Source organism: Aeromonas sp. AE23HZ002T15, from assembly GCF_054165525.2.
This window is the reverse complement of record NZ_CM201342.1, coordinates 111444-133823: the sequence shown is the minus strand read 5'-3', so window position 1 is coordinate 133823 and position 22380 is coordinate 111444. Positions and strand designations below refer to the sequence as shown.

The 22380-nt window shown below is 62.5% G+C and carries 19 protein-coding genes and 1 other annotated feature; of the genes, 12 read left to right on the top strand and 7 right to left on the bottom strand.

The genetic code is table 11. From position 1 onward, the window contains the following. Positions 1 to 55: 55 nt before the first annotated feature. From rnd to ACT5M9_RS00600, 7 genes are all read right to left on the bottom strand, one after another. Positions 56 to 1168, bottom strand: a complete 1113-nt coding sequence (gene rnd, locus ACT5M9_RS00630) for a ribonuclease D (RefSeq protein WP_438551094.1) — start codon at positions 1166 to 1168, stop codon at positions 56 to 58. A gap of 105 nt (positions 1169 to 1273) precedes the next feature. Beyond that, positions 1274 to 2950 carry a long-chain-fatty-acid--CoA ligase FadD gene (fadD, locus tag ACT5M9_RS00625; RefSeq protein WP_457980560.1) on the bottom strand — a complete coding sequence of 559 codons (1677 nt, stop codon included), beginning with the start codon at positions 2948 to 2950 and terminating at the stop codon, positions 1274 to 1276. A gap of 197 nt (positions 2951 to 3147) precedes the next feature. Further along, positions 3148 to 4002 (bottom strand): alpha/beta fold hydrolase, encoded by an 855-nt coding sequence (locus ACT5M9_RS00620; protein WP_457978699.1) that lies wholly within the window; start codon positions 4000 to 4002, stop codon positions 3148 to 3150. Further along, on the bottom strand, positions 4002 to 4523 hold the full coding sequence (locus ACT5M9_RS00615) for a Slp family lipoprotein (protein ID WP_438551097.1): 522 nt from the start codon (positions 4521 to 4523) through the stop codon (positions 4002 to 4004). The genes ACT5M9_RS00620 and ACT5M9_RS00615 overlap by 1 nt, the downstream gene beginning before the upstream one ends. A 116-nt stretch (positions 4524 to 4639) precedes the next feature. Next, positions 4640 to 5353, bottom strand: a complete 714-nt coding sequence (gene tsaB / locus ACT5M9_RS00610) for a tRNA (adenosine(37)-N6)-threonylcarbamoyltransferase complex dimerization subunit type 1 TsaB (protein ID WP_457978701.1) — start codon at positions 5351 to 5353, stop codon at positions 4640 to 4642. 169 nt (positions 5354 to 5522) lie between these two features. After that, positions 5523 to 7430, bottom strand: coding sequence for a DNA repair helicase YoaA (gene yoaA / locus ACT5M9_RS00605; RefSeq protein ID WP_457978703.1), 1908 nt, complete (start codon positions 7428 to 7430; stop codon positions 5523 to 5525). A 116-nt stretch (positions 7431 to 7546) separates the two neighbouring features. Beyond that, positions 7547 to 7798, bottom strand: coding sequence for a hypothetical protein (locus ACT5M9_RS00600; RefSeq protein WP_457978705.1), 252 nt, complete (start codon positions 7796 to 7798; stop codon positions 7547 to 7549). 186 nt (positions 7799 to 7984) lie between these two features. Further along, positions 7985 to 8113: a sequence feature (His leader region), on the top strand. A gap of 24 nt (positions 8114 to 8137) precedes the next feature. Between ACT5M9_RS00600 and hisG the strand changes: the two genes are divergently transcribed. The 12 genes from hisG to ACT5M9_RS00540 all read left to right on the top strand — a co-directional run bounded on the left by hisG (position 8138) and on the right by ACT5M9_RS00540 (position 22309). Further along, the gene (hisG, locus tag ACT5M9_RS00595; protein WP_457978707.1) at positions 8138 to 9034 is read left to right on the top strand and encodes an ATP phosphoribosyltransferase; all 897 of its coding nucleotides are present in this window, start codon (positions 8138 to 8140) and stop codon (positions 9032 to 9034) included. Between the two features lie 10 nt (positions 9035 to 9044). Further along, positions 9045 to 10343: a histidinol dehydrogenase gene (hisD, locus tag ACT5M9_RS00590; protein WP_457978709.1), complete on the top strand. Its 1299-nt coding sequence runs from the start codon at positions 9045 to 9047 to the stop codon at positions 10341 to 10343. 109 nt (positions 10344 to 10452) lie between these two features. Continuing rightward, positions 10453 to 11556, top strand: coding sequence for a histidinol-phosphate transaminase (hisC, locus tag ACT5M9_RS00585; RefSeq protein WP_438551103.1), 1104 nt, complete (start codon positions 10453 to 10455; stop codon positions 11554 to 11556). An 11-nt stretch (positions 11557 to 11567) separates the two neighbouring features. Further along, positions 11568 to 12701, top strand: coding sequence for a bifunctional histidinol-phosphatase/imidazoleglycerol-phosphate dehydratase HisB (gene hisB / locus ACT5M9_RS00580; protein ID WP_457978711.1), 1134 nt, complete (start codon positions 11568 to 11570; stop codon positions 12699 to 12701). 76 nt (positions 12702 to 12777) lie between these two features. Continuing rightward, on the top strand, positions 12778 to 13404 hold the full coding sequence (gene hisH, locus ACT5M9_RS00575; RefSeq protein WP_457978713.1) for an imidazole glycerol phosphate synthase subunit HisH: 627 nt from the start codon (positions 12778 to 12780) through the stop codon (positions 13402 to 13404). A 15-nt stretch (positions 13405 to 13419) separates the two neighbouring features. Beyond that, positions 13420 to 14169 carry a 1-(5-phosphoribosyl)-5-[(5-phosphoribosylamino)methylideneamino]imidazole-4-carboxamide isomerase gene (gene hisA, locus ACT5M9_RS00570; RefSeq protein WP_457978715.1) on the top strand — a complete coding sequence of 250 codons (750 nt, stop codon included), beginning with the start codon at positions 13420 to 13422 and terminating at the stop codon, positions 14167 to 14169. A gap of 144 nt (positions 14170 to 14313) precedes the next feature. Beyond that, positions 14314 to 15423 carry a response regulator gene (locus ACT5M9_RS00565; RefSeq protein WP_438551107.1) on the top strand — a complete coding sequence of 370 codons (1110 nt, stop codon included), beginning with the start codon at positions 14314 to 14316 and terminating at the stop codon, positions 15421 to 15423. 75 nt (positions 15424 to 15498) lie between these two features. After that, complete coding sequence (locus ACT5M9_RS00560) at positions 15499 to 18918, top strand: PAS domain S-box protein (protein ID WP_457978717.1); 3420 nt, start codon at positions 15499 to 15501, stop codon at positions 18916 to 18918. 222 nt (positions 18919 to 19140) lie between these two features. Next, positions 19141 to 19914 carry an imidazole glycerol phosphate synthase subunit HisF gene (gene hisF / locus ACT5M9_RS00555; protein ID WP_457978719.1) on the top strand — a complete coding sequence of 258 codons (774 nt, stop codon included), beginning with the start codon at positions 19141 to 19143 and terminating at the stop codon, positions 19912 to 19914. Then, positions 19907 to 20536, top strand: coding sequence for a bifunctional phosphoribosyl-AMP cyclohydrolase/phosphoribosyl-ATP diphosphatase HisIE (gene hisIE, locus ACT5M9_RS00550; RefSeq protein ID WP_457978721.1), 630 nt, complete (start codon positions 19907 to 19909; stop codon positions 20534 to 20536). The genes hisF and hisIE overlap by 8 nt, the downstream gene beginning before the upstream one ends. Positions 20537 to 21066: 530 nt before the next feature. Then, positions 21067 to 21753: an outer membrane protein gene (locus ACT5M9_RS00545; protein WP_457978723.1), complete on the top strand. Its 687-nt coding sequence runs from the start codon at positions 21067 to 21069 to the stop codon at positions 21751 to 21753. A 265-nt stretch (positions 21754 to 22018) separates the two neighbouring features. Further along, complete coding sequence (locus tag ACT5M9_RS00540) at positions 22019 to 22309, top strand: hypothetical protein (protein ID WP_457978725.1); 291 nt, start codon at positions 22019 to 22021, stop codon at positions 22307 to 22309. Positions 22310 to 22380 lie beyond the last annotated feature (71 nt).

The following is a 22380-nucleotide window of genomic DNA, read 5'->3' as shown; positions in this document are numbered from 1 at the left end:
CATCGCAACCGGGGCTTTTTCAGTGAAGCCTCAGCACCAGGCCAGACTCACGATGCTATTGGGCCAGCAGGTGACCCACCAGCTCATGGCGCCAGCCTTGCAGCAGCATGGGCTTGTCGGCACGAGCGCGCTCCTCGTCATTCATGCGCCAGCTCCAGGTGAAGTACTGGTGGATGATCTTCTTGCTCGCCACCAGCTCAGGGGGGATGTTGCTGGCCTTGGCCTTCTCCTCCACCATGCCCTTGATGCGTTTGAGCTCGGCCTTGTACTGGGGGTAATCCACCAGTCGGCGAATGGGCTCGGGCCAGCTTTCCGGCGCACTCTGCTGGGCACTGGCGACGATATCCAGCATCCGCTTGCCGTGGATCTTGATCTCGATGGGGGCCAGTCCCAGCTCGTTGAGGTCGCGCAGGGAGGTGGGCTTGCGCTCCGCCACCTTGAACAGGTGCAGCTCCTTGACCACGAAGTTCAGGGCCAGATCCCGGCGCACCGCCTCCTGCTGGCGCCAGGCGGCCAGCTCCCGCAGGATGGCGAGCTCACGGCGCCCCAGTTGCCAGGCGTTGATGATCTCGAGATAGGCCTGGCGAGGGTCGCTGCCCTGGGTCTTGCGGGCGCAGTGGTTCTGGCACTCCTGCTCGAACCAGGCCTGCTTGCCACTCTCCTGCAACCTGGCCATCACCTTGTCGTAGAGGGGCAGCAGATAGAACACATCGGCGGCCGCGTATTCCAGCTGGCGGGCGGTCAATGGACGGGCCAGCCAGTCGGTGCGCGCCTGATCCTTTTCAAGCTCCACCCCGAGGAATTCTTTCACCAGGGCGCCGAAGCCCACGGAGACGCCGTGCCCGAGGAAGGCGGCGGCCAGCTGGGTGTCGTGCATCAGGTTCGGCAGATGGCCTGCCTGATGCTGGATGAGCTCCAGATCCTCGCCCGAGGCGTGCAGTATGGCCACCTGCCCCGCCCGGCCGAGGCGCTGCCAGAGGCCGGAGAGATCCAGAGTCAGAGGATCCAGCAGGGCCAGCTGGTGACCGTCATAGATCTGGAACAGACCGAGCTGGGGGTAATAGGTACGGGTGCGAACGAATTCGGTATCGATGGCCAGGGGAACGTCCGCCAGGGCGGCGAGATACTGCTCCAGTTCGGCTTGCTGTGAAATGAGTTGATATTGCATCTTTACCTGCACCTTGGTCGGAGATAAGGGTCGAAGTTCGGAGCCCCAAAAAAGAAAAAACCGTGGGCTGACCCACGGTTTTGCACGACATCAGCTGTCTGCCCGCTACTGCTTCGCAATCTCCTCGTCGCGCAACACGCGGCGCAGGATCTTGCCCACATTGGTCTTGGGAAGTTCGTCACGAAATTCTACCAGTTTCGGTACCTTATAGGCAGTCAGATGTTTGCGGCAGTGGGCAATAATCTCATCCTCCCGCAGGCTTGCGTCTTTCTTGACCACGAAGATCTTCACCAGCTCGCCGGAGACCTTGTGGGGCACGCCCACGGCGGCGACTTCCAGCACCTTGGGATTGAGCGCCACCACGTCTTCGATCTCGTTCGGATAGACGTTGAAGCCGGAAACCAGGATCATGTCCTTCTTGCGATCCACGATCTTGAAGAAGCCCTGCTCGTCACACACGGCGATGTCACCGGTGCAGAGCCAGCCATCCTGCATCACCTCGGCAGTGGCCTCCGGGCGCTGCCAGTAGCCGGTCATCACCTGGGGGCCGCGCACCTGCATCTCCCCCGGCTTGCCGAGCTCTGTGATCACCTGACCGGCGTCATCCACCAGACGGATGTCGGTGGAGCAGACCGGTAGGCCGATGGAACCGTTATAGTCCACCAGATCGTAGGGACAGACGCTCACCAGGGGGGAGCATTCGGTCAGGCCATAACCTTCCAGCAGCGGAGTCTTGGTCAGCGCCTTCCACTGCTCGGCCACCGCCCGCTGCACCGCCATGCCGCCGCCTATGGTGAGCTTGAGGCGGGAAAAGTCCATGGTCTGGAACTCCCCGTTGTTGACCAAGGCGTTGAACAGGGTGTTGACCCCTGTGATGCAGGTGAAGGGGTACTTCTTGATCTCTTTCACGAAACCCGGGATGTCACGGGGGTTGCTGATGAGCAGGTTGTAGCCGCCGAGGCGCATGAACAGCAGGCAGTTCACCGTCAGGGCGAACACGTGGTAGAGCGGCAGCGCGGTGACCACGAACTCCTTGCCACGCTCCAGCACGGGGCCATAGACGCCGAGGCACTGCTCGACGTTGGCAATCATGTTGCGATGGGTCAGCATGGCCCCCTTGGAGAGACCCGTGGTGCCCCCCGTGTATTGCAGGAAGGCGATGTCCTGGTTGCCGATCTCCGGCTTGATGTATTGCAGGTAGCGCCCCTTGGCGAGCGCCTGGCGCATGGTGCTCGCGTGGGGCAGGTTGTATTTGGGTACCAGCTTCTTGACGTACTTCACCACGAAGTTGACCAAGGTACCCTTGGCCAGCCCCAGGTTGTCCCCCATCCGGGTCAAGATCACGTGCTTGACCGGGGTGTTGTAAACCACCTTCTCCAGGGTGTGGGCGAAGTTGGAGACGATGATGATGGCCTTGGCGCCGGAGTCGTTGAGCTGATGCTCCAGCTCCCGCGGGGTATAGAGAGGGTTGACGTTCACCACCGTCATGCCGGCGCGCAGTATGCCGAACACGGCGATGGGGTATTGCAGCAGGTTCGGCATCATCACCGCCACCCTGTCACCCTTGGCCAGCTTGAGCTCGTTCTGCAGATAGGCGGCAAAGGCGCGGGACTGCTCTTCCAGCCGGCGATAGGTAATGGTCTGCCCCATGTTGACGAAGGCGGGCTGATCGGCGAACTGGGTCACCGACTCTTCAAACATCTCGACCAGAGAGCCGTATTGGTCTGGATTGATCTCGGCGGGGACCCCGTTCGGATAACGTTTCAGCCAGACTTTTTCCACGAACTTCTCCTGCATAACTCGCACCTGTGCGCTCACTGTGTTGCCTCCGTCCCTGTTCCACATCTTTTCAATCAGTTGTTTTAAGCTTGAGCTCTAGCGTCGCCATAGTTACACAAGGCAACATCGATTAACAGCACATTAACAACGAGAAAGTGTGAGGGAGAAAGCAAACCTGAAAGGATTCAAAGCCGCCGATCCTAACGGATCTGGCAGAAATTTTCGATACAAACGGCGGTTTGCGCTGAATTATCCATATGAAAGTGATGATTTCCCGCTACAACCGCCATTTCTATCTGCCTGAAGGCCCCTGAACGCTGTTGCCACTGAACCTGCAGAGAGGCAAATCCCTGTTCGCCCCGGATAAAGAGCACGGGGCACGAGATGGCGCGGATCAGCGCCTGGGCCTGTCCCTCGCTCATGCGCAGGGGTGAGAGATCCCGCAGGCGCGGGTCGCTGCGCCAGTGCCAACGCCCCTCCCTCACCACGAGCTGCCGCTCGCAGATAAGGCGCGCCGCATCCGGCGAGATATCCGCCACCTTGCAGCGGGCCGCCACCGCCTCCTCGAGGGAGGCAAAGCCCGCCGATGCCCGCTCCCGGGTACGGCTTCGATTGAGGATTGCCCGCCGCAGCTGATCCGGCACCGATCCATCGGGTTGGCTGAGGGGCCCCAGCCCCTCCAGCAGGATGAGCCGGCTCACCTGCTCCGGGAAGACGCCGGCATAGGCGCAGGCGATTAGCGCTCCAAGGGAGTGGCCGAGCAGGATAAACGGCGGCCAACCGGCCGCCTGGACAATCTGGTGGAGATCGTCGAGCCAGTCGACGAACACATAGGGAGTGACCTTGTGATCCGAATGACCATGTCCGGGCAGGTCGACACAGATGAGGTGAAACCCGTCGAGGTGAGGAGCAAGGGGCAGGAAGCTCGCGGCATTGTCGAGCCAGCCGTGCAGGGCGATGAGCAGGGGTTTGCCCCGCCGGTCGTTATCCAGCAGGGCAATCCGGCGGCCATCCGCCAGGGTGAGGCTGCGCGCTTGCAGCGGCGCCTGGCTCATCACCAGTAACGATGGAACGGCCGTCTCGGCCAGTAGGGATCATAGAAGGGGTCGTAGAAGTAGGGGTCCGCGTAGCGGATCTCCACCTCTTTCACCGGCGGCCACAGCTTGCTGGCGGTCACCTTGAGCACGGAGAAACGGTACTTGTGCTTGCCGATCTCGCTCTCCTCCGGCGCCTCCAGGGTGCCGAGCACAGTCAGGCTGCGGCCCTTGGCATAGAGGCCGGGATCCGCGAAGCCCTTCATGATGGCGAGGAAACGCCCCGGGCTCTGCTCGGTCTGGATCGGTACCCCGTTGCTTTTCAGCGGCAGGTAGACCACTTCGATGATGCTCTGATCCTGCTCGTTGTGCACCGCGGCGATGACCCCGCTCCAGCGGGCCGGCTTGCCGTTCATCCCCTGCAGGGCAGGCTGATAGGCCACCAGGGCGCTCTCAGGTTCATAGGCCAGCTCCTTGGGCACAGAGCTGCAGCCGCTGAGCAGCAGCCCCATCAGGCCCAGCACTATCATGCGTTTCATCATTCGCTCTCCTCATGCCGGGCCATGCCCGTGATCGACCATCATATCCCCGAGCCTGCGCCGCCGGATCACCCCGGATGGCGTGCTCCCTCGACCATGAGCCCGCCCTTCCCTTTCAGTTATTCACGGCCGGGCAATTTCTTCCAGGTCACCTTGTCCCGCAGGTAGACGGGGGTCGCCTGCTCCACCGCGACTGCCTCTCCCGCCAGCCAGGCCTTGCGCGCCAGTGGCAGCATGTCGAGGGCCGCCGGGAAGCGCACCTGCTGGCTCAAGGTTTGCGTCTGGGTCAGGGTCCCAAGAACCTCTGCATAGGTTTCAAAGCCGGTGCCGACCGCAGACCAGTTGCCTACGAGGGGGCCTTCTGCGGTCAGTTCACCGGCAAGCGCCAGGGGCTCGCTCACCACCTCTTCCCCCACCAGCGCCATACAGTCACCCTGTAGCTCAAAGCGGCCGAAGTAAACCTCGTTCATGCGCGCATCGATGGCGCTGAGCACCTTGTCCGCTCCCTCCAACCGATGTACACCCTGGGCCATGGCCGCCAGGGTGGAGACGCCGATGAGCGGCACCCCGGCACCAAAGGCCAGCCCCTGGGCCACGCTGATCCCGATCCGTACCCCGGTGAAGGAGCCGGGGCCCCGACCGAAGGCGATGGCGTCGAGCTGGTCCAACGATAAACCGGCATCCTCTAACACAGCCTGAACCATGGGCAGGATTTTACGGGTGTGATCACGCGGCGCCTCTTCCCAGCGGGAGAACACCTTGTCCCCCACCAGCAGGGCAGCGGAGCAGGCTTCGGTGGCGGTATCAACGGCCAGGATCTTCAACTCATCCATTCTTTATATGCTCTTCACATCAGTCAGTTAAGTCATCGGCAGGTCTCACCTGCCCTAATCATATCCGGCAAGGCGCCAGGGCACCTTGCTGCAATCTGGCAAGCTACCCCTGACGGCTTGTTGCCCCGGCCTTCTGCCCCAAGTCTGAGCCCAGAGCCGAGACTTTGAGTCAGCTGCGCCGAAAGAACTCCCCCACCCCGTTCAGATCACGGGTGCGCGGGATGGCGGGCAGGCTCTTGATGAAGGTGGCGCCGTAGGGCTTGTTGACCATCCGCGGATCACAGATGACCAGCACGCCGTGATCGGTGCGATCACGGATGAGTCGCCCCACACCCTGCTTCAAGGCGATCACCGCCTTGGGCAGCTGGATATCGGCGAAGGGGTCCCCGCCCTTCAACTTGCAGTCGTCGACCCGCGCTTTGAGCAGGGGGTCATCGGGGCTTGCGAACGGCAGCTTGTCGATGATAACACAGGACAATGCGGCCCCTCGCACGTCTATCCCCTCCCAGAAGCTGCTGGTGGCCACCAGTACGGCGCGACCGTTGTCGACGAAGGACTTGAGCAGCCGCTGCTTGCTGTCCTCCCCCTGCAGCAGGACGGTGCGGCCAATCTCCCGGCGCAGCACCTCCGCCACCTGGCGCATCACCTGATGACTGGTGCAGAGGAAGAAACAGCCCCCCGGGGTCTTGTTGATGAGCGGGATCATCAAGGTCGCGAGCTGCTCCCCCCGTCCGAAGGCGTTGGGCTCGGGCAGGAAACGCGGCACACACAGGCGTGCCTGCTCGCCGTAGTCGAACGGGCTGTCGAGGATAAGCTCGGCGCTACCGGCGAGCCCGAGCTCGGTCTTGAAGTGATCGAAACGCATGTCCACCGTCAGGGTGGCGGAGGTGAACACCCAGGCCACCTCGGGACGCAGCACCTCGGCGCCGAAGCGCTCGGCCACCGACAGCGGCGTGAGGCTCAGGGTAAAGTGCAGCCGCGAGCACTCATACCAGTAGGAGAAACCGGTCTGGTTGATGGCGAGCACCTCCCCGAGGCGAGTGCGCAATTCGCTTATCCGCTCGAAGCAGTGATCCAGCTGCTCGCCCCGCCCGAGGGCGAGTTTGAGCACCTCATAGCACAAGCCCAGCGCATCGTTGAGCCGCGCCAGCGCCTGGGCCCAGAGCGGCTGGCGCAGCATGTCGCGGGTGTTGCCGCGGCCACCGTCTACCCCGAAGGCGAGGCGCAGATCCGCAGCAGCGATGCCGAGCCTGTCCGCCGCCTTGCCCAGCTGGGCCATGTCGTGGGCCTCGGCCCGATAGGCGAGCTGGATGTCCTGGGCGAGATCCTGAATGGCGCGGCTGCCCACCGACTTGCCGAAGTAGTTGGTGGCTATCTCCGGCAACTGGTGCGCCTCGTCGAACACATAGACCTGGGCTTCCGGCACCAGTTCGCCGAATCCCGTGTCTTTCACCGCCATGTCGGCGAAGAAGAGGTGATGATTGATCACCACCACCTGGGCATCCATGGCCCGGCGGCGGGCCACCACCAGGTGGCAGTCGTCGTAATAGGGGCAGTCGCGACCCAGACAGTTGTCGTTGGTGCTGGTGATCTGGGGCAGGATCTCGGCGTTCTCCTGCAGCCCCGGGATATCCCCCACATCACCGGTCAGGGTGGCGGTGGACCAGGACTTCACCTTGACCAGATCGTTCAACACGTCCGGTTTTTGCAGGTGGGATTCGCTGAGCAGCCGGTTCATCCGCTCGATGCACAGATAGTTGCTGCGCCCCTTGAGCAGGGCCACCGGCGGGGTATAGGAGAGCGCCGCCGTGATGGTGGGGAGATCCCGGTAGAAGAGCTGCTCCTGCAGGTTCTTGGAGCCGGTGCTGATCACCACCCGCTTGCCGGACTCCAGCGCCGGCACCAGATAGGCGTAGGTCTTGCCGGTCCCCGTCCCCGCCTCCACCAGCAGACGACCGCCACTCTCGATGGCGCCGGCCACGGCTTGCGCCATCTCCAGCTGGGGCGCACGGGCCTTGAAGCCATCGATGTGACGGGCAAGGGGGCCGTCAGGCTTGAACAGGGTCTGTATGGTCAAAGGGGAGTCCCGCGCAAAAACGGGCATTATGCCAAACCTGGGGACAAAGCGGGATCGCTAAATCTTGCCCCGCCGCCGGTGCGCACCAGCCGGGGCCAGCCATAGGCATGAGAGGATCAGACGAAGATATCAATCTTGTGCTCGGGATCGGGCCTGTGATCATCATCCTTGGGAGCGTTCTGATCACGGCTACCTTGGGGATGAGGGGCCTGCTCCGAGCCACTGCCGCCCCCGGCCCCACCATCGGCACTGGTCTTGCGCAGCTTGTGTTTCTGGCTGATCTGGGTCACCTCCCGCTTGATGTCGTCCGGGCTCGGGGCCGCGGGGGCACGCGGCAAGATGGGAAATAACAGGTCCTGGCTTGGCATGGGGACGACTCCGGCTGGGCTGATTGATTAGATATCGACCAAATAATCGTTTTCTTGATTTTAATCCATCAAGTCACATTCTCGGGTTGCAATTTCCGTCAAGGTCGGTAATGTAAATCGGGCGTCATCTACGACATCTTTTCTGTAAAGGATTCATTACATGAAGTTCAGCCAACTGAAGACTCATCACCACCATCATCATCCCGAATAGTCTTTCAGGAGGTTGACTGCTGGAAGACACTTAACTGGTGACTTCCAAAAGGACCGCAAGATTCATAAACCCTCGGAAGCACACACTTCCGAGGGTTTTTTCGTTTTTGACTAGAAGGAAATCGAGCAATGGAAACACAACGTCTGCGCATCGCCATGCAGAAATCCGGTCGTCTGAGCCAGGACTCCCAGGCCCTGTTCAAGAGCTGCGGCCTCAAGATAAACCTGCGTGAACAGCGCCTTATCGCCCACGTGGAGAACATGCCCATCGACATACTGCGGGTGCGCGATGACGACATCCCGGGCCTGGTGATGGAAGGGGTGGTCGACCTTGGCATCATCGGCGAGAACGTGCTGGAAGAGGTGCAGCTCATCCGCGCCGCCCAGGGTCAGCCCTCGGCGGTCAAGGTGCTCAAGCAGCTCGATTTCGGTGGCTGCCGCCTCTCCCTTGCCGTGCCCGATGACGTGGACTATCAGGGCCCGGCGAGCCTGGCCGGCAAGCGCATCGCCACCTCCTACCCGGGCCTGCTCAAGCGCTTCTTCGACGAGCAGGGGTTAAGCTTCAAGAGCGTGATGCTGGGAGGCTCGGTGGAAGTGGCGCCGCGCGCCGGGCTGGCGGATGCCATCTGCGATCTCGTCTCCACCGGCGCGACCCTGGAGGCAAACGGCCTTCGGGAAGTGGAAGTGATCTACCGCTCCAAGGCGGTGCTGGTGCAGGCCCCCAACACCTTGAACGAAGCCAAGCAGAAGATCATCGACAAGCTGCTGCCGCGAATCCAGGGCATGCAACAAGCCCGCGAGAGCAAGTACATCATGCTGCACGCGCCCAAAGACAAGCTCGATGCCATCACCTCCCTGCTGCCGGGGGCCGAGCGTCCCACCATCATGCAGCTCGCCGGTGACACCAACCAGGTAGCCCTGCACGTGGTCTCCAGCGAAACCCTGTTCTGGGAGACCATGGAACGGCTCAAGGCCCTGGGGGCCAGCTCTATCCTGGTGCTGCCCATCGAGAAGATGATGGAGTGAGGACGGATATATGCAGACCCTGATCTGGAAGACTCTCTCCCCCGCCCAGCAGGCCGATGTGCTGACCCGGCCCGCCCTTGGTGACGAGGCGGATATCGGTGCCGTGGTGCAGGAGATCATCGGTGCGGTGCGGGCCCGGGGTGACGAGGCCCTGCGCGAGCTCAGCCAGCGCTTCGAGCGTGCCCCCCGCGAGCAGTTGCGGGTGAGCGAGGCCGAGACGGACACCGCTTGTGCACGCCTCGGTGATGACATCAAAGAAGCCATCAAGGCCGCGATCAACAACATCAGTACCTTCCACAGCGCACAGATGCAGCCGATTGTGCGGGTGGAGACCCAGCCCGGCGTCGTCTGTGAGCTGCGTACCCAACCCATCGGCCGGGTCGGTCTCTATGTGCCGGGGGGCAGCGCGCCGCTCCCCTCCACCGTCATGATGCTGGCGATCCCCGCGCGCCTGGCCGGTTGCCGAGAGGTGGTGCTCTGCACCCCGTCCCCCGCCAGCGACGAGATCCTGTTCGCCGCCCGCGCCTGCGGCGTCAAGCAGGTGTTTGCCATCGGCGGCGCCCAGGCCATCGCCGCCATGGCCTATGGCACCGAGTCCATCCCCAAGGTGGACAAGATCTTCGGCCCGGGCAACGCCTATGTGACCGAGGCCAAGGGTCAGGTCTCCCGGGACTGGCGCGGCGCCGCCATCGACATGCCGGCCGGCCCCTCCGAGGTGCTGGTCATCGCCGACGACAGTGCCAACCCCGCCTTCGTGGCCTCGGATCTGCTCTCCCAGGCCGAGCACGGCCCGGACAGCCAGGTGGTGCTGGTCACCACCTCGCCGCGCCTGGCCGATGCCATCAGCGGTGAGCTCAAGGCCCAGCTGGCCCGGCTCAGCCGCCGCGATATCGCGGCCAAGGCGCTCGGCGCCAGCCTGGTGATCCTGTGCGACGACCTGGATGAGGCCTGCGCCATCTCCAACGCCTATGCCCCGGAGCACCTCATCGTGCAGACCGAGGCGCCGCGAGATCTCCTCGATAAGCTCGAGAATGCCGGCTCCATCTTCCTCGGCCAATGGACACCTGAGTCGGTGGGGGATTACGCCAGCGGCACCAACCACACCTTGCCCACCTACGGCTATGCCCGCACCTGCTCGAGCCTGGGGCTCGCCGACTACCAGCGCCGCTACACGGTGCAGGAGCTGAGCGCGGAAGGGATCAAGGGGCTCGGCCCCATTGTCGAGCGCATTGCCGAGGCAGAGGGGCTCGATGCCCACAAGAATGCCGTTACCCTGAGGCTGAAGGCACTGCAAAAGGGGCAGTCATGAAGATGACAACGCCAGCGGGCCTCGATGCCCGCCCAAACAACACCGTCACCCTGAGACTGAACGCCTTGGCCCCCGAGTCACAACAAACAGCACAGCAGAAGGATATGTCATGAGCATCGCCAATCTAGCTCGCCGCGTGGTGCGGGCCCTCACCCCTTATCAGTCTGCCCGCCGCATCGGTGGCAAGGGCCACGTCTGGCTCAACGCCAACGAGGCGCCACTGGCCTATCCCTTCACCATCGAGGGCAATCGCCTCAACCGCTACCCCGAGTGCCAGCCGGCCGAGGTGGTTAACGGCTACGCCGCCTATGCGGGGGTCAACCCGGATCAGGTGCTGGTGAGCCGCGGCGCCGACGAGGCCATCGAGCTGCTGATCCGCACCTTCTGCGAGGCCGGGGAGGATCAGATCCTCATCTGCCCCCCCACCTATGGCATGTACGCCATCAGTGCCGAGACCTGCGGCGTCGGCATCGTCGAGCAGCCGCTGACCCCCAGCCGCCAGCCGGACTGGCCCGCCATCCAGGATCGCCTCTCTGACGTGAAACTGGTATTCCTCTGCTCCCCCAACAACCCGACCGGGGATCTGGTGGGCCGCAAGGGGCTCATCAAGCTGCTGGAGAAGGCCCAGGATCGCGCCATCATCGTCGTGGACGAGGCCTATATCGAGTTCTGCCCGGAAGGCTCGGTGGTGGACTTGCTCGCCCGCTTCCCGAACCTGGTGGTGACCCGCACCCTCTCCAAAGCCTTTGCCCTGGCCGGGATCCGCTGCGGTTTCACCTTAGGGGATCCGGAGGTCATCGCCATGCTGGCCAAGGTGATCGCCCCCTACCCCATTCCCGACCCCATCGCCCAGATAGCGAGCCAGGCGCTCTCCCCCATCGGGCTGGAGCTGATGCAGGAGCGGGTATTGGAGCTCAACAAGCAAAAAGCCCTCATCAAGGCCGAACTTGTCACCCTGCCCTGTGTGCAGGAGATCTTCGAGGACAAGGGCAACTTCGTGCTGGTGCGCTTCAAAGATGGCGCCGCCGTCTTCGCCGCCATGAAGGCCGCCGGCATCATACTGCGGGACTTCTCCAGCAAGCCGGGGCTCGACAACAGCATCCGCATCACCATCGGCTATCAGGGGGAGATGGATGCGGTGATCAACGTGCTGCGCACCCTGCCGGGCGCCGCCAGCCTGACCGCCAGCAACCAGCCCGCCGCCAGCCTATAAGGACATCACAGATGAAGACCCCGTTTTTGTTTATCGACCGCGACGGCACCCTGATCGAGGAGCCGGTGACCGACAAGCAGGTGGACAGCCTCGCCAAGCTGCGCTTCGAGCCCATGGTGATCCCGGTATTGCGGGAACTCCAGGCCGCCGGTTACGTGCTGGTGATGGTGACCAACCAGGATGGGCTCGGCACCGCCAGCCTGCCCCTTGAGAACTTCCAGCCTCCCCACGATCTGATGATGCACCTGTTCGAATCCCAGGGTGTGCACTGGGAGCAGGTGCTGATCTGCCCCCACTTCCCGGGCGACGGCTGCAGCTGCCGCAAGCCACACCTCGGGCTGGTGAAGGAGTACCTGGCCTCGGGTCGCATCGACTTTGCCAACTCCTTCGTCATCGGTGACCGTGAGACCGACCTGCAGCTCGCCGAGAACATGGGCATTCGCGGCATCCGCTATCAGCCGCGAGATCACGACTGGCTCGCCATCCGTGATCAGCTGCTCTCCAAGGGGCGCATCGCCGAGGTGGAGCGCTACACCAAGGAGACCCGCATCCAGGTCGCCGTGGATCTCGACAAGAGCGGCGGCAACCAGATAGTCACCGGCATCGGCTTCTTCGATCACATGCTGGATCAGATCGCGACCCACGCCGGTTTCCGATTGAAGCTGAAAGTCAGCGGCGATCTGCACATCGACGACCACCACACGGTGGAAGACGTCGGTCTGGCCCTGGGTCAGGCCCTGCGCCAGGCACTCGGCGACAAGCGCGGCATCGGCCGATTCGGCTTCGTGCTGGCCATGGACGAGGTACAGGCGGTGATCGACGGCCGTCCGCGCCAGAGCGAACCGGCCACCTCCCTCACCGAGCTGGACGTGGCCACGGCGCTGGATTTGAGCGGCCGCCCCTACTTCGTGTTCGACTGCCCGAGCGGTTTTGGCCGCGACAGCGTGGGCGAGATGGCCACCGAGATGGTGCCCCACTTCTTCCGCTCACTCTCGGACGCCATGGCCATCACCCTGCAGATGAAGGTCGGCAGCGGCAACACCCACCACCAGGTGGAGGCCCTGTTCAAGGGCTTCGGCCGCGCCCTGCGCCAGGCCATCCGGGTCGAGGGAAGCGAGCTGCCCTCCAGCAAGGGAGTGTTGTGATGAGCGAGCAGAATCAGGTGATTATCGACACCGCCCCTGTGGTGCCAATCTCAGGCAACAGCATGAGGAGCACGACATGAGCAAGCAGAATCTGGTCATCATCGACACCGGCTGCGCCAATCTGGCCTCGGTGCGGATGGCGTTCGAGCGCCTCGGCGTGCAGCCGCGGGTGAGTCGAGATGCCGCCGATATCGAGCGGGCCGACAAGCTGATCCTGCCGGGCGTCGGCACCGCCGTCGCCGCCATGCGCAACCTCAACGAACGGGGTCTGGTGCCGCTCATTCGCGCCGCCAAACAGCCCCTGCTGGGCTTTTGCCTCGGCATGCAGATGCTGGCCGAGGCCTCCGAGGAGACCATGACGGGCGAGGATGGCAACAGCGGCGCGCTGATCGAGGGCCTTGGCATAGTCCCCGGCAAGATCCGCTTGATGGAGGTGGGCAATCTGCGCCTGCCCCACATGGGCTGGAACCAGATAGTGCACGACGAGACCCACCCGCTGCTCAAGGGCATTCCGAGCGGCAGCTACTTCTACTTCGTTCACTCCTACGCCCTGGAGGTGACGGATGCCACGCTCGCGACCTGCGACTACGGCAGCCCCTTCACCGCCATCGTGGGGAAAGGCAACTTCTTCGGCGCCCAATTCCACCCGGAGCGCTCCGGCAGCGCCGGCGCCCGCCTGCTGCAAAACTTTCTGGACTTATAAGGCAAGGAACTGCGAATGATTATCCCGGCAATTGATCTCATTAACGGTCAGGTAGTGCGCCTCTATCAGGGGGACTACGGCCAGAAGACAGCCTACAGCGATGCACCCCAGGCCCGCTTCGATGACTATGTGGCCCAAGGGGCAGCGCAGCTGCACCTGGTGGATCTGGACGGCGCCAAGGATGCCAAGGCGCGCCAGCTTCCCCTCATCACCCGACTGCTCGCCGCCACCGGTGCCCCCGTACAGGTGGGCGGCGGAGTGCGCAGCGAACAGGACGTGGCAGACCTGCTGGCCGCCGGTGCCAACCGGGTGGTGATCGGCTCCACCGCCGTCAAGTCCCCGGATCTGGTGGCGAGCTGGATGGAGAAATACGGCCCGGAGCGCATCGTGCTGGCGCTGGACGTTAACATAGATGCGCAGGGCAAGCGCCAGATCGCGGTGGCGGGCTGGCAGGAGAACAGCGGGGTGACCATAGAGGCGCTGATCGAACGCTTCCTCCCCGCCGGCCTCAGGCACGTGCTCTGCACCGACATCAGCCGGGACGGCACGCTCGCGGGCAGCAACGTCGAACTCTACCAAGATCTCTGCGCCCGCTTCCCCACCGTGGCCTTCCAGGCCTCCGGCGGCATCGGTGGCCTCGAGGACATCGAAGCTCTGAAGGGATCCGGAGTGCAGGGGATCATCCTCGGCCGCGCGCTGCTGGAGGGCAAGTTCGATGTGGCGGGCGCCATCGCCTGCTGGGCCGACGAGTCCCTCGCCCGCTGATCCCCCGACCGTGGATCGAAACGGCTGTGTGAGCCCGCTTTTTACGGGCTCCATACTGGCGCATCGTCGAGTCTGAGCCATCATTTATCCTTTAGTAACAATCGACTCTATACTCGACTGACCCCTTTGCGTCATGGAGGCGCCATGTTCACAGCCCAAGCCGCCACCATCCTGATCGTCGACGATGCTCCCGAGAATCTGATGGTACTGACGGATCTGCTCACCCCTGTCTATCGCGTGTTGGCCGCCCAGGGGGGCGAGAAGTGCCTGCGCGTCGCCACCGGCACCCCCAGGCCGGATCTCATCCTGCTGGATGTGATGATGCCGGACATGGATGGCTACGAGGTGCTGCGCCGGTTGCAATCCAACCCGCTCACCAGCAACATCCCTGTGGTGCTGCTTACCGCCCTCTCCGATCCCCGCAGCGAGGCGCAGGGGCTGGCCCTCGGCGCCACCGACTACATCACCAAGCCCATCAACCCCGCCATCGTCCAGGCCAGGGTGCGTACCCAGCTGGAGGCCAAACAGGCGAGGGACGGGTTGCAGAGCCAGAACGCGCTGCTGGAGGCCGAGGTGTCGAGGCGCATGGCGGAAAACGATCTGATCCAGCAGGCCTCCATCCGCGCCCTCGCCCACCTGGCGGAGATCCGGGATCCCGAGACCGGCAACCACATACTGCGCACCCAGCTCTATGTGCGGCAGCTCGCCATCGGCCTCGCGGGCCACCCCCGCTTCACCGACACCCTGACCCCCACCTATATCGAGCTGCTGAGCCGCTCGGCCCCGCTGCACGACATCGGCAAGGTGGGGATCCCGGATCAGATCCTGCTCAAGCCGGGCAAGCTGACGCCGGAGGAGTGGCCCGTCATGCGCACCCACGCCAAGCTCGGCAGCGACGCCATCGAGGAGGCGGAGCGGGACATAGAGCAACCGCTGGCCTTCCTCACCCTGGCCAAGGAGATAGCGCACTGGCACCACGAGAAGTGGGATGGCAGCGGCTATCCCGACGGGCTGAACGGCGACGATATTCCCATATCGGCCCGGCTGATGGCGCTGGCCGATGTGTTCGATGCCCTCATCACCGCCCGGGTCTACAAGCCCCCCATGCCCTACCAGCAGGCGCGAAGCCTGATCCTCGCGGGCAGCGGGCTGCACTTCGATCCGGACGTGGTGGCCGTCTTCGACGCCCATTTCGAGCAGTTCATCGCCATCGCCGAGCGCTACCGGGACGATCACGAGGTGCCCCATGACTAGGTTCCCCCTGTTCACCCAGGCCCAACACCCGATCCCCCGCCCCAGGTATCCCCTGTCGCCCGAGGAGCGTCCCGCATGAAATGGATTTTCCCCCTGAGCCGGCATCAATGGATGGGCGCCTGCCTGCTGGCCCTGCTGATGCCCCTGTTCGTGCTGCTGATCCGGCTTCAGCTGCCCATCCCCGTCGAGGAGCGGCCGCTGCTGGTGCTGTTCATGCTGCCCATCATCGTCTGCGCCCTGCTGGGGGGGCTGCTGCCCGGCCTCATCAGCACCCTCTGCGTGGCCCTGATGACCGCCTATTTCATCCTGTCGCCGCGCTACGCGTTCTCCATCGCCTCCGGTCAGGATCAGGTGCAGTGGGGGCTGCTCGTCGCCAACGGGGTCCTGATCACCCTGCTGAGCGCGGCCATGCACCGCTCTCGCATCAGGGAAAGCCTGCGCTGGCAGGAGCTGCTGAGCACCCAGTCCCGCTTGCGGCAGAGCGAGGATCGCTTCCAGGCCACCTTCGAGCAGGCGGCCGTCGGCATCGCCCTGGTCGCGCCCGACGGCACCTGGTTGCGGGTCAACCAGCGCCTGTGCGACATGGTGGGCTACAGCGCCGAGGAGCTGATGGAGATGACCTTCCAGCAGATCACCCACCCGGACGATCTGTACATCGATCAGAGCTACGTGGACCAGGTGCTGGCCGGAGAACGCCAGCACTATGCCCTGGAAAAACGTTACCTGCGCAAGGGGGGCGAGGCTTTCTGGATCACCCTGACGACGACCCTGGTCAAGGATCCACAGGGGCAACCGGACTACTTCATCTCCATCATCGAGGACAACCAGCAACGCAAGGAGACCGAAGCCGCCCTGCGCCGCAACGAGGTGATCCTGCGCGAGTCCCAGCGGCTGGCCAAGATCGGCAACTGGCGCTGGCACATCCTCCAGGATACCCACTACTGGTCCCCGGAGATCTTCCGCATCTACGGCCGGGATCCCTCGCTCCCCCCCGCCGTCTATCCCGAGGTACAGAGCTACTTCACCGAGGAGTCCTGGCACACCCTGAGCCAGGCCGTGGATCGCTGCCTGCAGGATGGGGCCCCCTACGAATGCGATGCCCAGGTCATCACCCCCAGCGGAGAGTTCGCCTGGATCATCGCCCGCGGCGCCACCCTGAGAGACGAAAATGGCACCATAGTAGAGCTGTACGGTACGGTGCAGGACATCACGGAGCGCAAGCAGGCCGAGCAACAGTTGCGGCAGTTGTCCCTGGCCCTGGAGCAGAGCCCGGACGGCATCTTCATCACCAACACGGAGTCGCGCATCGAGTACGTCAACGCCGCCTTCCTGGCCGCCAGCGGCTATACGGAGGAGGAGGTGCTGTGGCAGACCCCCCAGCTGTTCGACTCCGGCCTCACCCCGCCGGGTACCCACGTCGCCCTGCAGGATGCCCTCAAGCGGTGCCAACGCTGGCACGGGGAGTTCATCAACCAGCGCAAGGATGGCAGCCACTATCAGGTGATGGCCTCCGTCACCCCCATCCGCCAGGAGAACGATCGGGTGACCCACTTCGTGACGGTACAGGCGGACATCACAGAGAAGAAGCAGCTCGGGGAGGAGCTGGATCAGTACCGTTTCCACCTGGAGGAGATGGTCAGCGAACGCACCCAGCAGCTGGCCCAGGCCCATCAGCGTGCGGAGAGCGCCAACCAGGCCAAGAGCGCCTTCCTGGCCAACATGAGCCATGAGATCCGCACCCCCATGAATGCCATCCTGGGGCTCACCTACCTGCTCAAGCGGGATGCCAAAGAGACCGGCCAGCACGAGCGGCTGGAGAAGATAGACAACGCGGCCCAGCACCTGCTCACCCTGATCAACGACATCCTGGATCTCTCCAAGATCGATGCGGGCAAGATGGTGCTGGAGTGCCATGACTTCTCCCTCGTCGCCATGCTGGACAACGTCTGCGCCCTGATGGACGAGCAGGCCAGCGCCAAGGGGCTCAACATCCGGGTCGATCTCGGCGGCACCCCGGTCTGGCTCAACGGCGACATCACCCGCCTGCGCCAGGCGCTGCTCAACTATGCCGGCAACGCCATCAAGTTCACCGAGACCGGCACCATCACCCTGCGGGTACGGATGCTGCGCAAGCTGATCAGCGGCTATCAGCTGCGCTTCGAGGTGGAAGACAGCGGCATCGGCATCACGGCGGCCCAGCGCGAGCGGCTGTTCCAGGCCTTCGAGCAGGCCGATGTCTCCACCACCCGCAAATACGGCGGGACCGGCCTCGGGCTCGCCATCACCAGCCGGTTGGCCAAGCTGATGGGGGGCGAGGTCGGCGTCGACAGCACCCCCGGCAAGGGCAGCTGCTTCTGGTTCACCGCCCAGCTCGCCCCGGGCAAGAGCATCCCCCTGCAGCCGGTGCTGCCGAACCAGCCCAAGCAGCCGTTCTTCTCCCCCCACCCGGCCCGTCTGCTGCTGGTGGAAGACAACGCCATCAACCGGGAGGTGATCACCGAGCTGCTCACCGACAGCGGTCTCACCATAGAGACCGCTGTCAACGGGCTGGAGGCGCTGGACAAGATCCGTCACCAGTCGTTCGATCTCATCCTGATGGACATACAGATGCCGCTGATGGATGGCTACAGCGCCACCCGCGCCATCCGCGCCCTGCCCGATCAGGATCAGGTGCCCATACTGGCGCTCACCGCCAGCGCGTTCGAAGAAGACCGAAAGGCCTGCGAGGCCGCCGGCATGAACGATTTCATCACCAAGCCCGTCACCCCGGCCAGGCTGTTCGAGGCGCTGCGGCAATGGTTGCCGACGGGAGTCCCCGCCGTCTCATCCCCCCGGCCGGCCGAGCGCTGGTGCGCCCCCCTCGCCCGCCTGCAGGAGATGCCGGGCTGGGATCTGGCGCAGGGCCTGGCGGCGCTGCAAGGAGATCAGCAGAAGTACCTCAGGCTGCTGCGCTTCTTCGCGGCCCAGCATCGGGGAGACACGGAACGCCTGGCGGAGTGCCTGGCGCAGGGAGACCGTCCTTGCGCCATCGGCCTGGCCCACGGTCTTCGCGGCGCCGCATCTACCCTGGGGCTGACCAGCCTCGCCGAGCATGGGTTGCAGCTGGAGCAGGCCCTGCGGGCACAGGAAGAGGATCTGCTGGCCGCCCTGATCGCCGGCATCGGCCGGGATCTCGCCGAGCTGGAGATCCGGCTGGGGGCCGAGGATGAACAGCCTGACCCCCTTGCCCCGCTGCCGAGCAGCCACTGGCAGCAACAGTTGCTGCGCCAGTTGGAGGCCCTGCTGGCCCAGAGCGATACCGCCGCCATCACCCTGTTCGATCAGCACGCCGGCGCCATGCTCACCGGCCTCGGCGAACAGGGCACCCTGCTGGCCCAGCAGTTGAAGGGGTTCGATTTCGACGGTGCCCTGCTCACCATCAGGGGCCTGAAGCAGACGGAGGACAGCCTGCTGGCCTTCCATTCGGAAGGAACCGGTGCCATGACCCGGCATTGAGTAAAAACCCCGAGAGGAATAGCGGAGAAAGGGTTGGATCGGCTCGCGCTGTCGTGCTTATAGTGTGGGCTCTCCCGCCTCGGCCGATGCCGGCATCCTTGCCAGTGCGCAAGATGCGGCCAGCGGTTGCACCATGCCAACCCGCTTCATCCAGGATCGCGAGAATGCCGGCATCGCCCGGCTGAATCGATTGTTAACCGTGCTTTACATGGAGCAACGAGCATGTTGTCAAAGCGTATTATCCCCTGTCTCGACGTCAAAGACGGCGTGGTGGTCAAGGGAGTGCAGTTTCGAAATCACGAGGTGATGGGGGGCATAGTCGAGCTGGCCCGCCGCTACGCCGAGGAAGGGGCCGACGAGCTGGTGTTCTATGACATCACCGCCTCCAGCGACGCCCGTGTGGTGGACAAGAGCTGGGTGAGCCGGGTGGCGGAGGTGATCGACATCCCCTTCTGCGTCGCCGGCGGCATCAAGAGCGTGGAGGATGCGCGCCAGATCCTGGAGTTTGGCGCCGACAAGGTCTCCATCAACTCCCCTGCCCTGGCGGATCCCCGCCTTATCACCGCCCTGGCGGAGCGTTTCGGCGTACAGTGCGTGGTGGTGGGCATCGACTCCTACTTCGACGCCGAGACCGGCCAGTATCAGGTCAAACAGTTTACCGGTGACGAGAGCCGCACCCGCACCACCGCCTGGACCACCCTCGAGTGGGTCGAGGAGGTACAGAAACGGGGCGCGGGCGAGATCGTGCTGAACGTGATGAACCAGGACGGCATGCGCCAGGGTTACGATCTCGAGCAGCTCAAACTGGTGCGGGCCCTGTGCAAAGTGCCGCTCATCGCCTCGGGCGGCGCCGGCACCATGGCCCACTTCCTCGATGCCTTCACCCTGGCCGACGTGGACGGGGCCCTGGCCGCCTCCGTGTTCCACAAGGGCCTTATCCCCATTCCCGAATTGAAATGCTGGCTGAAAAACGAAGGAGTCGCCATCCGTGATTAATCCATCCATAGATACTCCCCTCATCGAACGCCTGGACTGGGCAAAATGTGACGGCATGATCCCCGCCATCATCCAGCACGCCGCGAGCGGCCAGGTGCTGATGCAGGGCTTTATGACCAAAGAAGCCCTGGCAAAGACTCAGGCCACCGGCCAGGTCACCTTCTTCAGCCGCAGCAAGCAGCGGCTCTGGACCAAGGGCGAGAGCTCTGGGCATGTGCTCAAACTCGTCGCCATCAGTACCGACTGCGATCAGGACTCCCTGCTTGTCGCCGCCGAGCCAGTGGGCCCCACCTGCCATCTGGGCACCCCCTCCTGCTTCGACGCCCATCCGGTGCCGCCGCTCGGTTTCCTGGCCGAGCTCGAGCAAATCCTGGCCGGGCGCAAAGGCGCCGATCCCGCCACCAGCTATACCGCCAGCCTCTATGGCAAGGGCACCAAGCGCATCGCCCAGAAGGTCGGTGAAGAGGGGGTGGAAGTGGCGCTGGCCGCCATGGCCAAGGACAGGGAGGAGCTCATCAACGAATCCGCCGATCTGCTCTACCACCTGACGGTGCTGCTGCAAAACGAAGGGCTGGGCCTCAAGGACGTGGTACAGCGACTCTATGAGCGTCACAATAAATAACACGCAATGACATAAACAACGGGCCTGATGGCCCGTTTTTTATGAGTTTTACTCTGCCATCAAGGCTTGGGAAACAACGCTTCGTCTGCCTATATCATCGCAGCCAGCTCAGTTTTACATGGCATTCCAGATGCTCATTATCTGGTTTTAATTTGGCTATGTGGGCGATGAGATGATGCAATAAGGTTTCTCAATATTTATCAAAACAAGGTTACCAACTTTCGCTTGTTAAGGGTTAGTTAAGTATCCGTGTGCGATACTGTTTTGCATCTGGCCATGTTCGACTGTTCACCCAATCCGAATATATTATTGGCTAGAAAAAGCCAGAGATAGCAAATCTAAGATGACAAGCATACGTATTAAAACTGTATGTTTGAGTTGTTACGCATATAAAACACTCAGCACAGATCACTTAAGACAATCCCGTATTTTAATTTTCATGCAAGCACTTATTTACCCTACGTATTGACACTATAAAAACCACATTCAATATTTTGCTACTTTATTTAAAATGAAAGGACGTCTGAAAAATGAAAACATCTTTTATTGCTGCATCACTCTTGGTTCTCTCTGGCAATGCACTCGCATCAACGGAAAGCTGGGAAGGATTTTATGTTGGTGGGAATCTTGGGTATGGTGCCGGTGACATCAAGGATCAAAGCAACCCTGATGCTGCCGAGCAGTCCATGGATGGCATGACAGGTGGCATCCAGGCAGGCCATAATTGGCAATTTGAAAACAATATTGTGTTAGGTGTAGAGGCCGGATTGTCTTTCAATGACATCAACGAATCCTGGCATGATCAAGAGAATAACCAGTTCAGCCCGTATTATGGAAAAGACGGAATAAAACAATCCGGCTCATTTAACATCAAGCTTGGATATGCTATCGACAATTTCTTGCCATACGTGACCACCGGCATCACGGTCGCAAAAATGGAGCATTCACTAGGATGCGACAAATCCTCCGTGCCCACCACAACCGGTTGCAGTGCAAACTTTAGCACCAGCACCTCCGACATTGGCGCTGGAGCCAACATAGGTGCCGGTGTCATGTATAAATTTAATAAGAATTTCTCAGGGGGTATCGAGTATCTCTACACCGACTTGGGAACCAGCTCCGTTAGTCTGAACGACCCAAACTACCCATCAGCCAGCGAACGAAATATGGACACCAGCTTCAGTACCATAACAGCAAAACTTATTTATCACTTCTAACTTAAAATTTGTTAGCTAATGAGTGGCACGATAGCGGATTTTTGCCACTATCGTGCTTTCATCATTTCTTGTTTGCGTGAACCCGATTTCATTTTTATTTGATAAGGCTTATTGCCTAATTCAACGATCTGTACGCAACTCCATCAGCCACCACATGGGTACGTCGATGGCAAGGGATGATGAGGCAAGCCCCCGTTCAGGGAGTCGCCTCCCGCTAGATGGGTCGCGATAATGGCTCACATTCCATTATTTTTTGCAGAGCCGTATGAGCAAGTTTCAGGTGTTTGCCACCCCGGATACCCCCGCCGCTTTCACCCTGCTCGACATGGGGGCGGACAACTTCCTGGTGGAGAAGGCTGCCTTGCTCGATCAGGGTTTCGCGGTCATAGGTGAGCCCATACTGGCCCCGAATGCCGGCGCCGCGGCCCACGATCATCAACTCAACCTCGCCGATCCCAGCCGCCCCTATGGGGGGCCCGGCACCATAGGCCTCTTCAAGACCATATTGCTCCACGCCCCCAGGCTGTTTGGCAAGGAGAAGCCACCCCGCAGTTGAAGAAAACCGGTCTGACTGAAGCTGGCCTGAACAAGGGGGCCTTTTGACGCCACAGATGGGGGCTGCCCAGA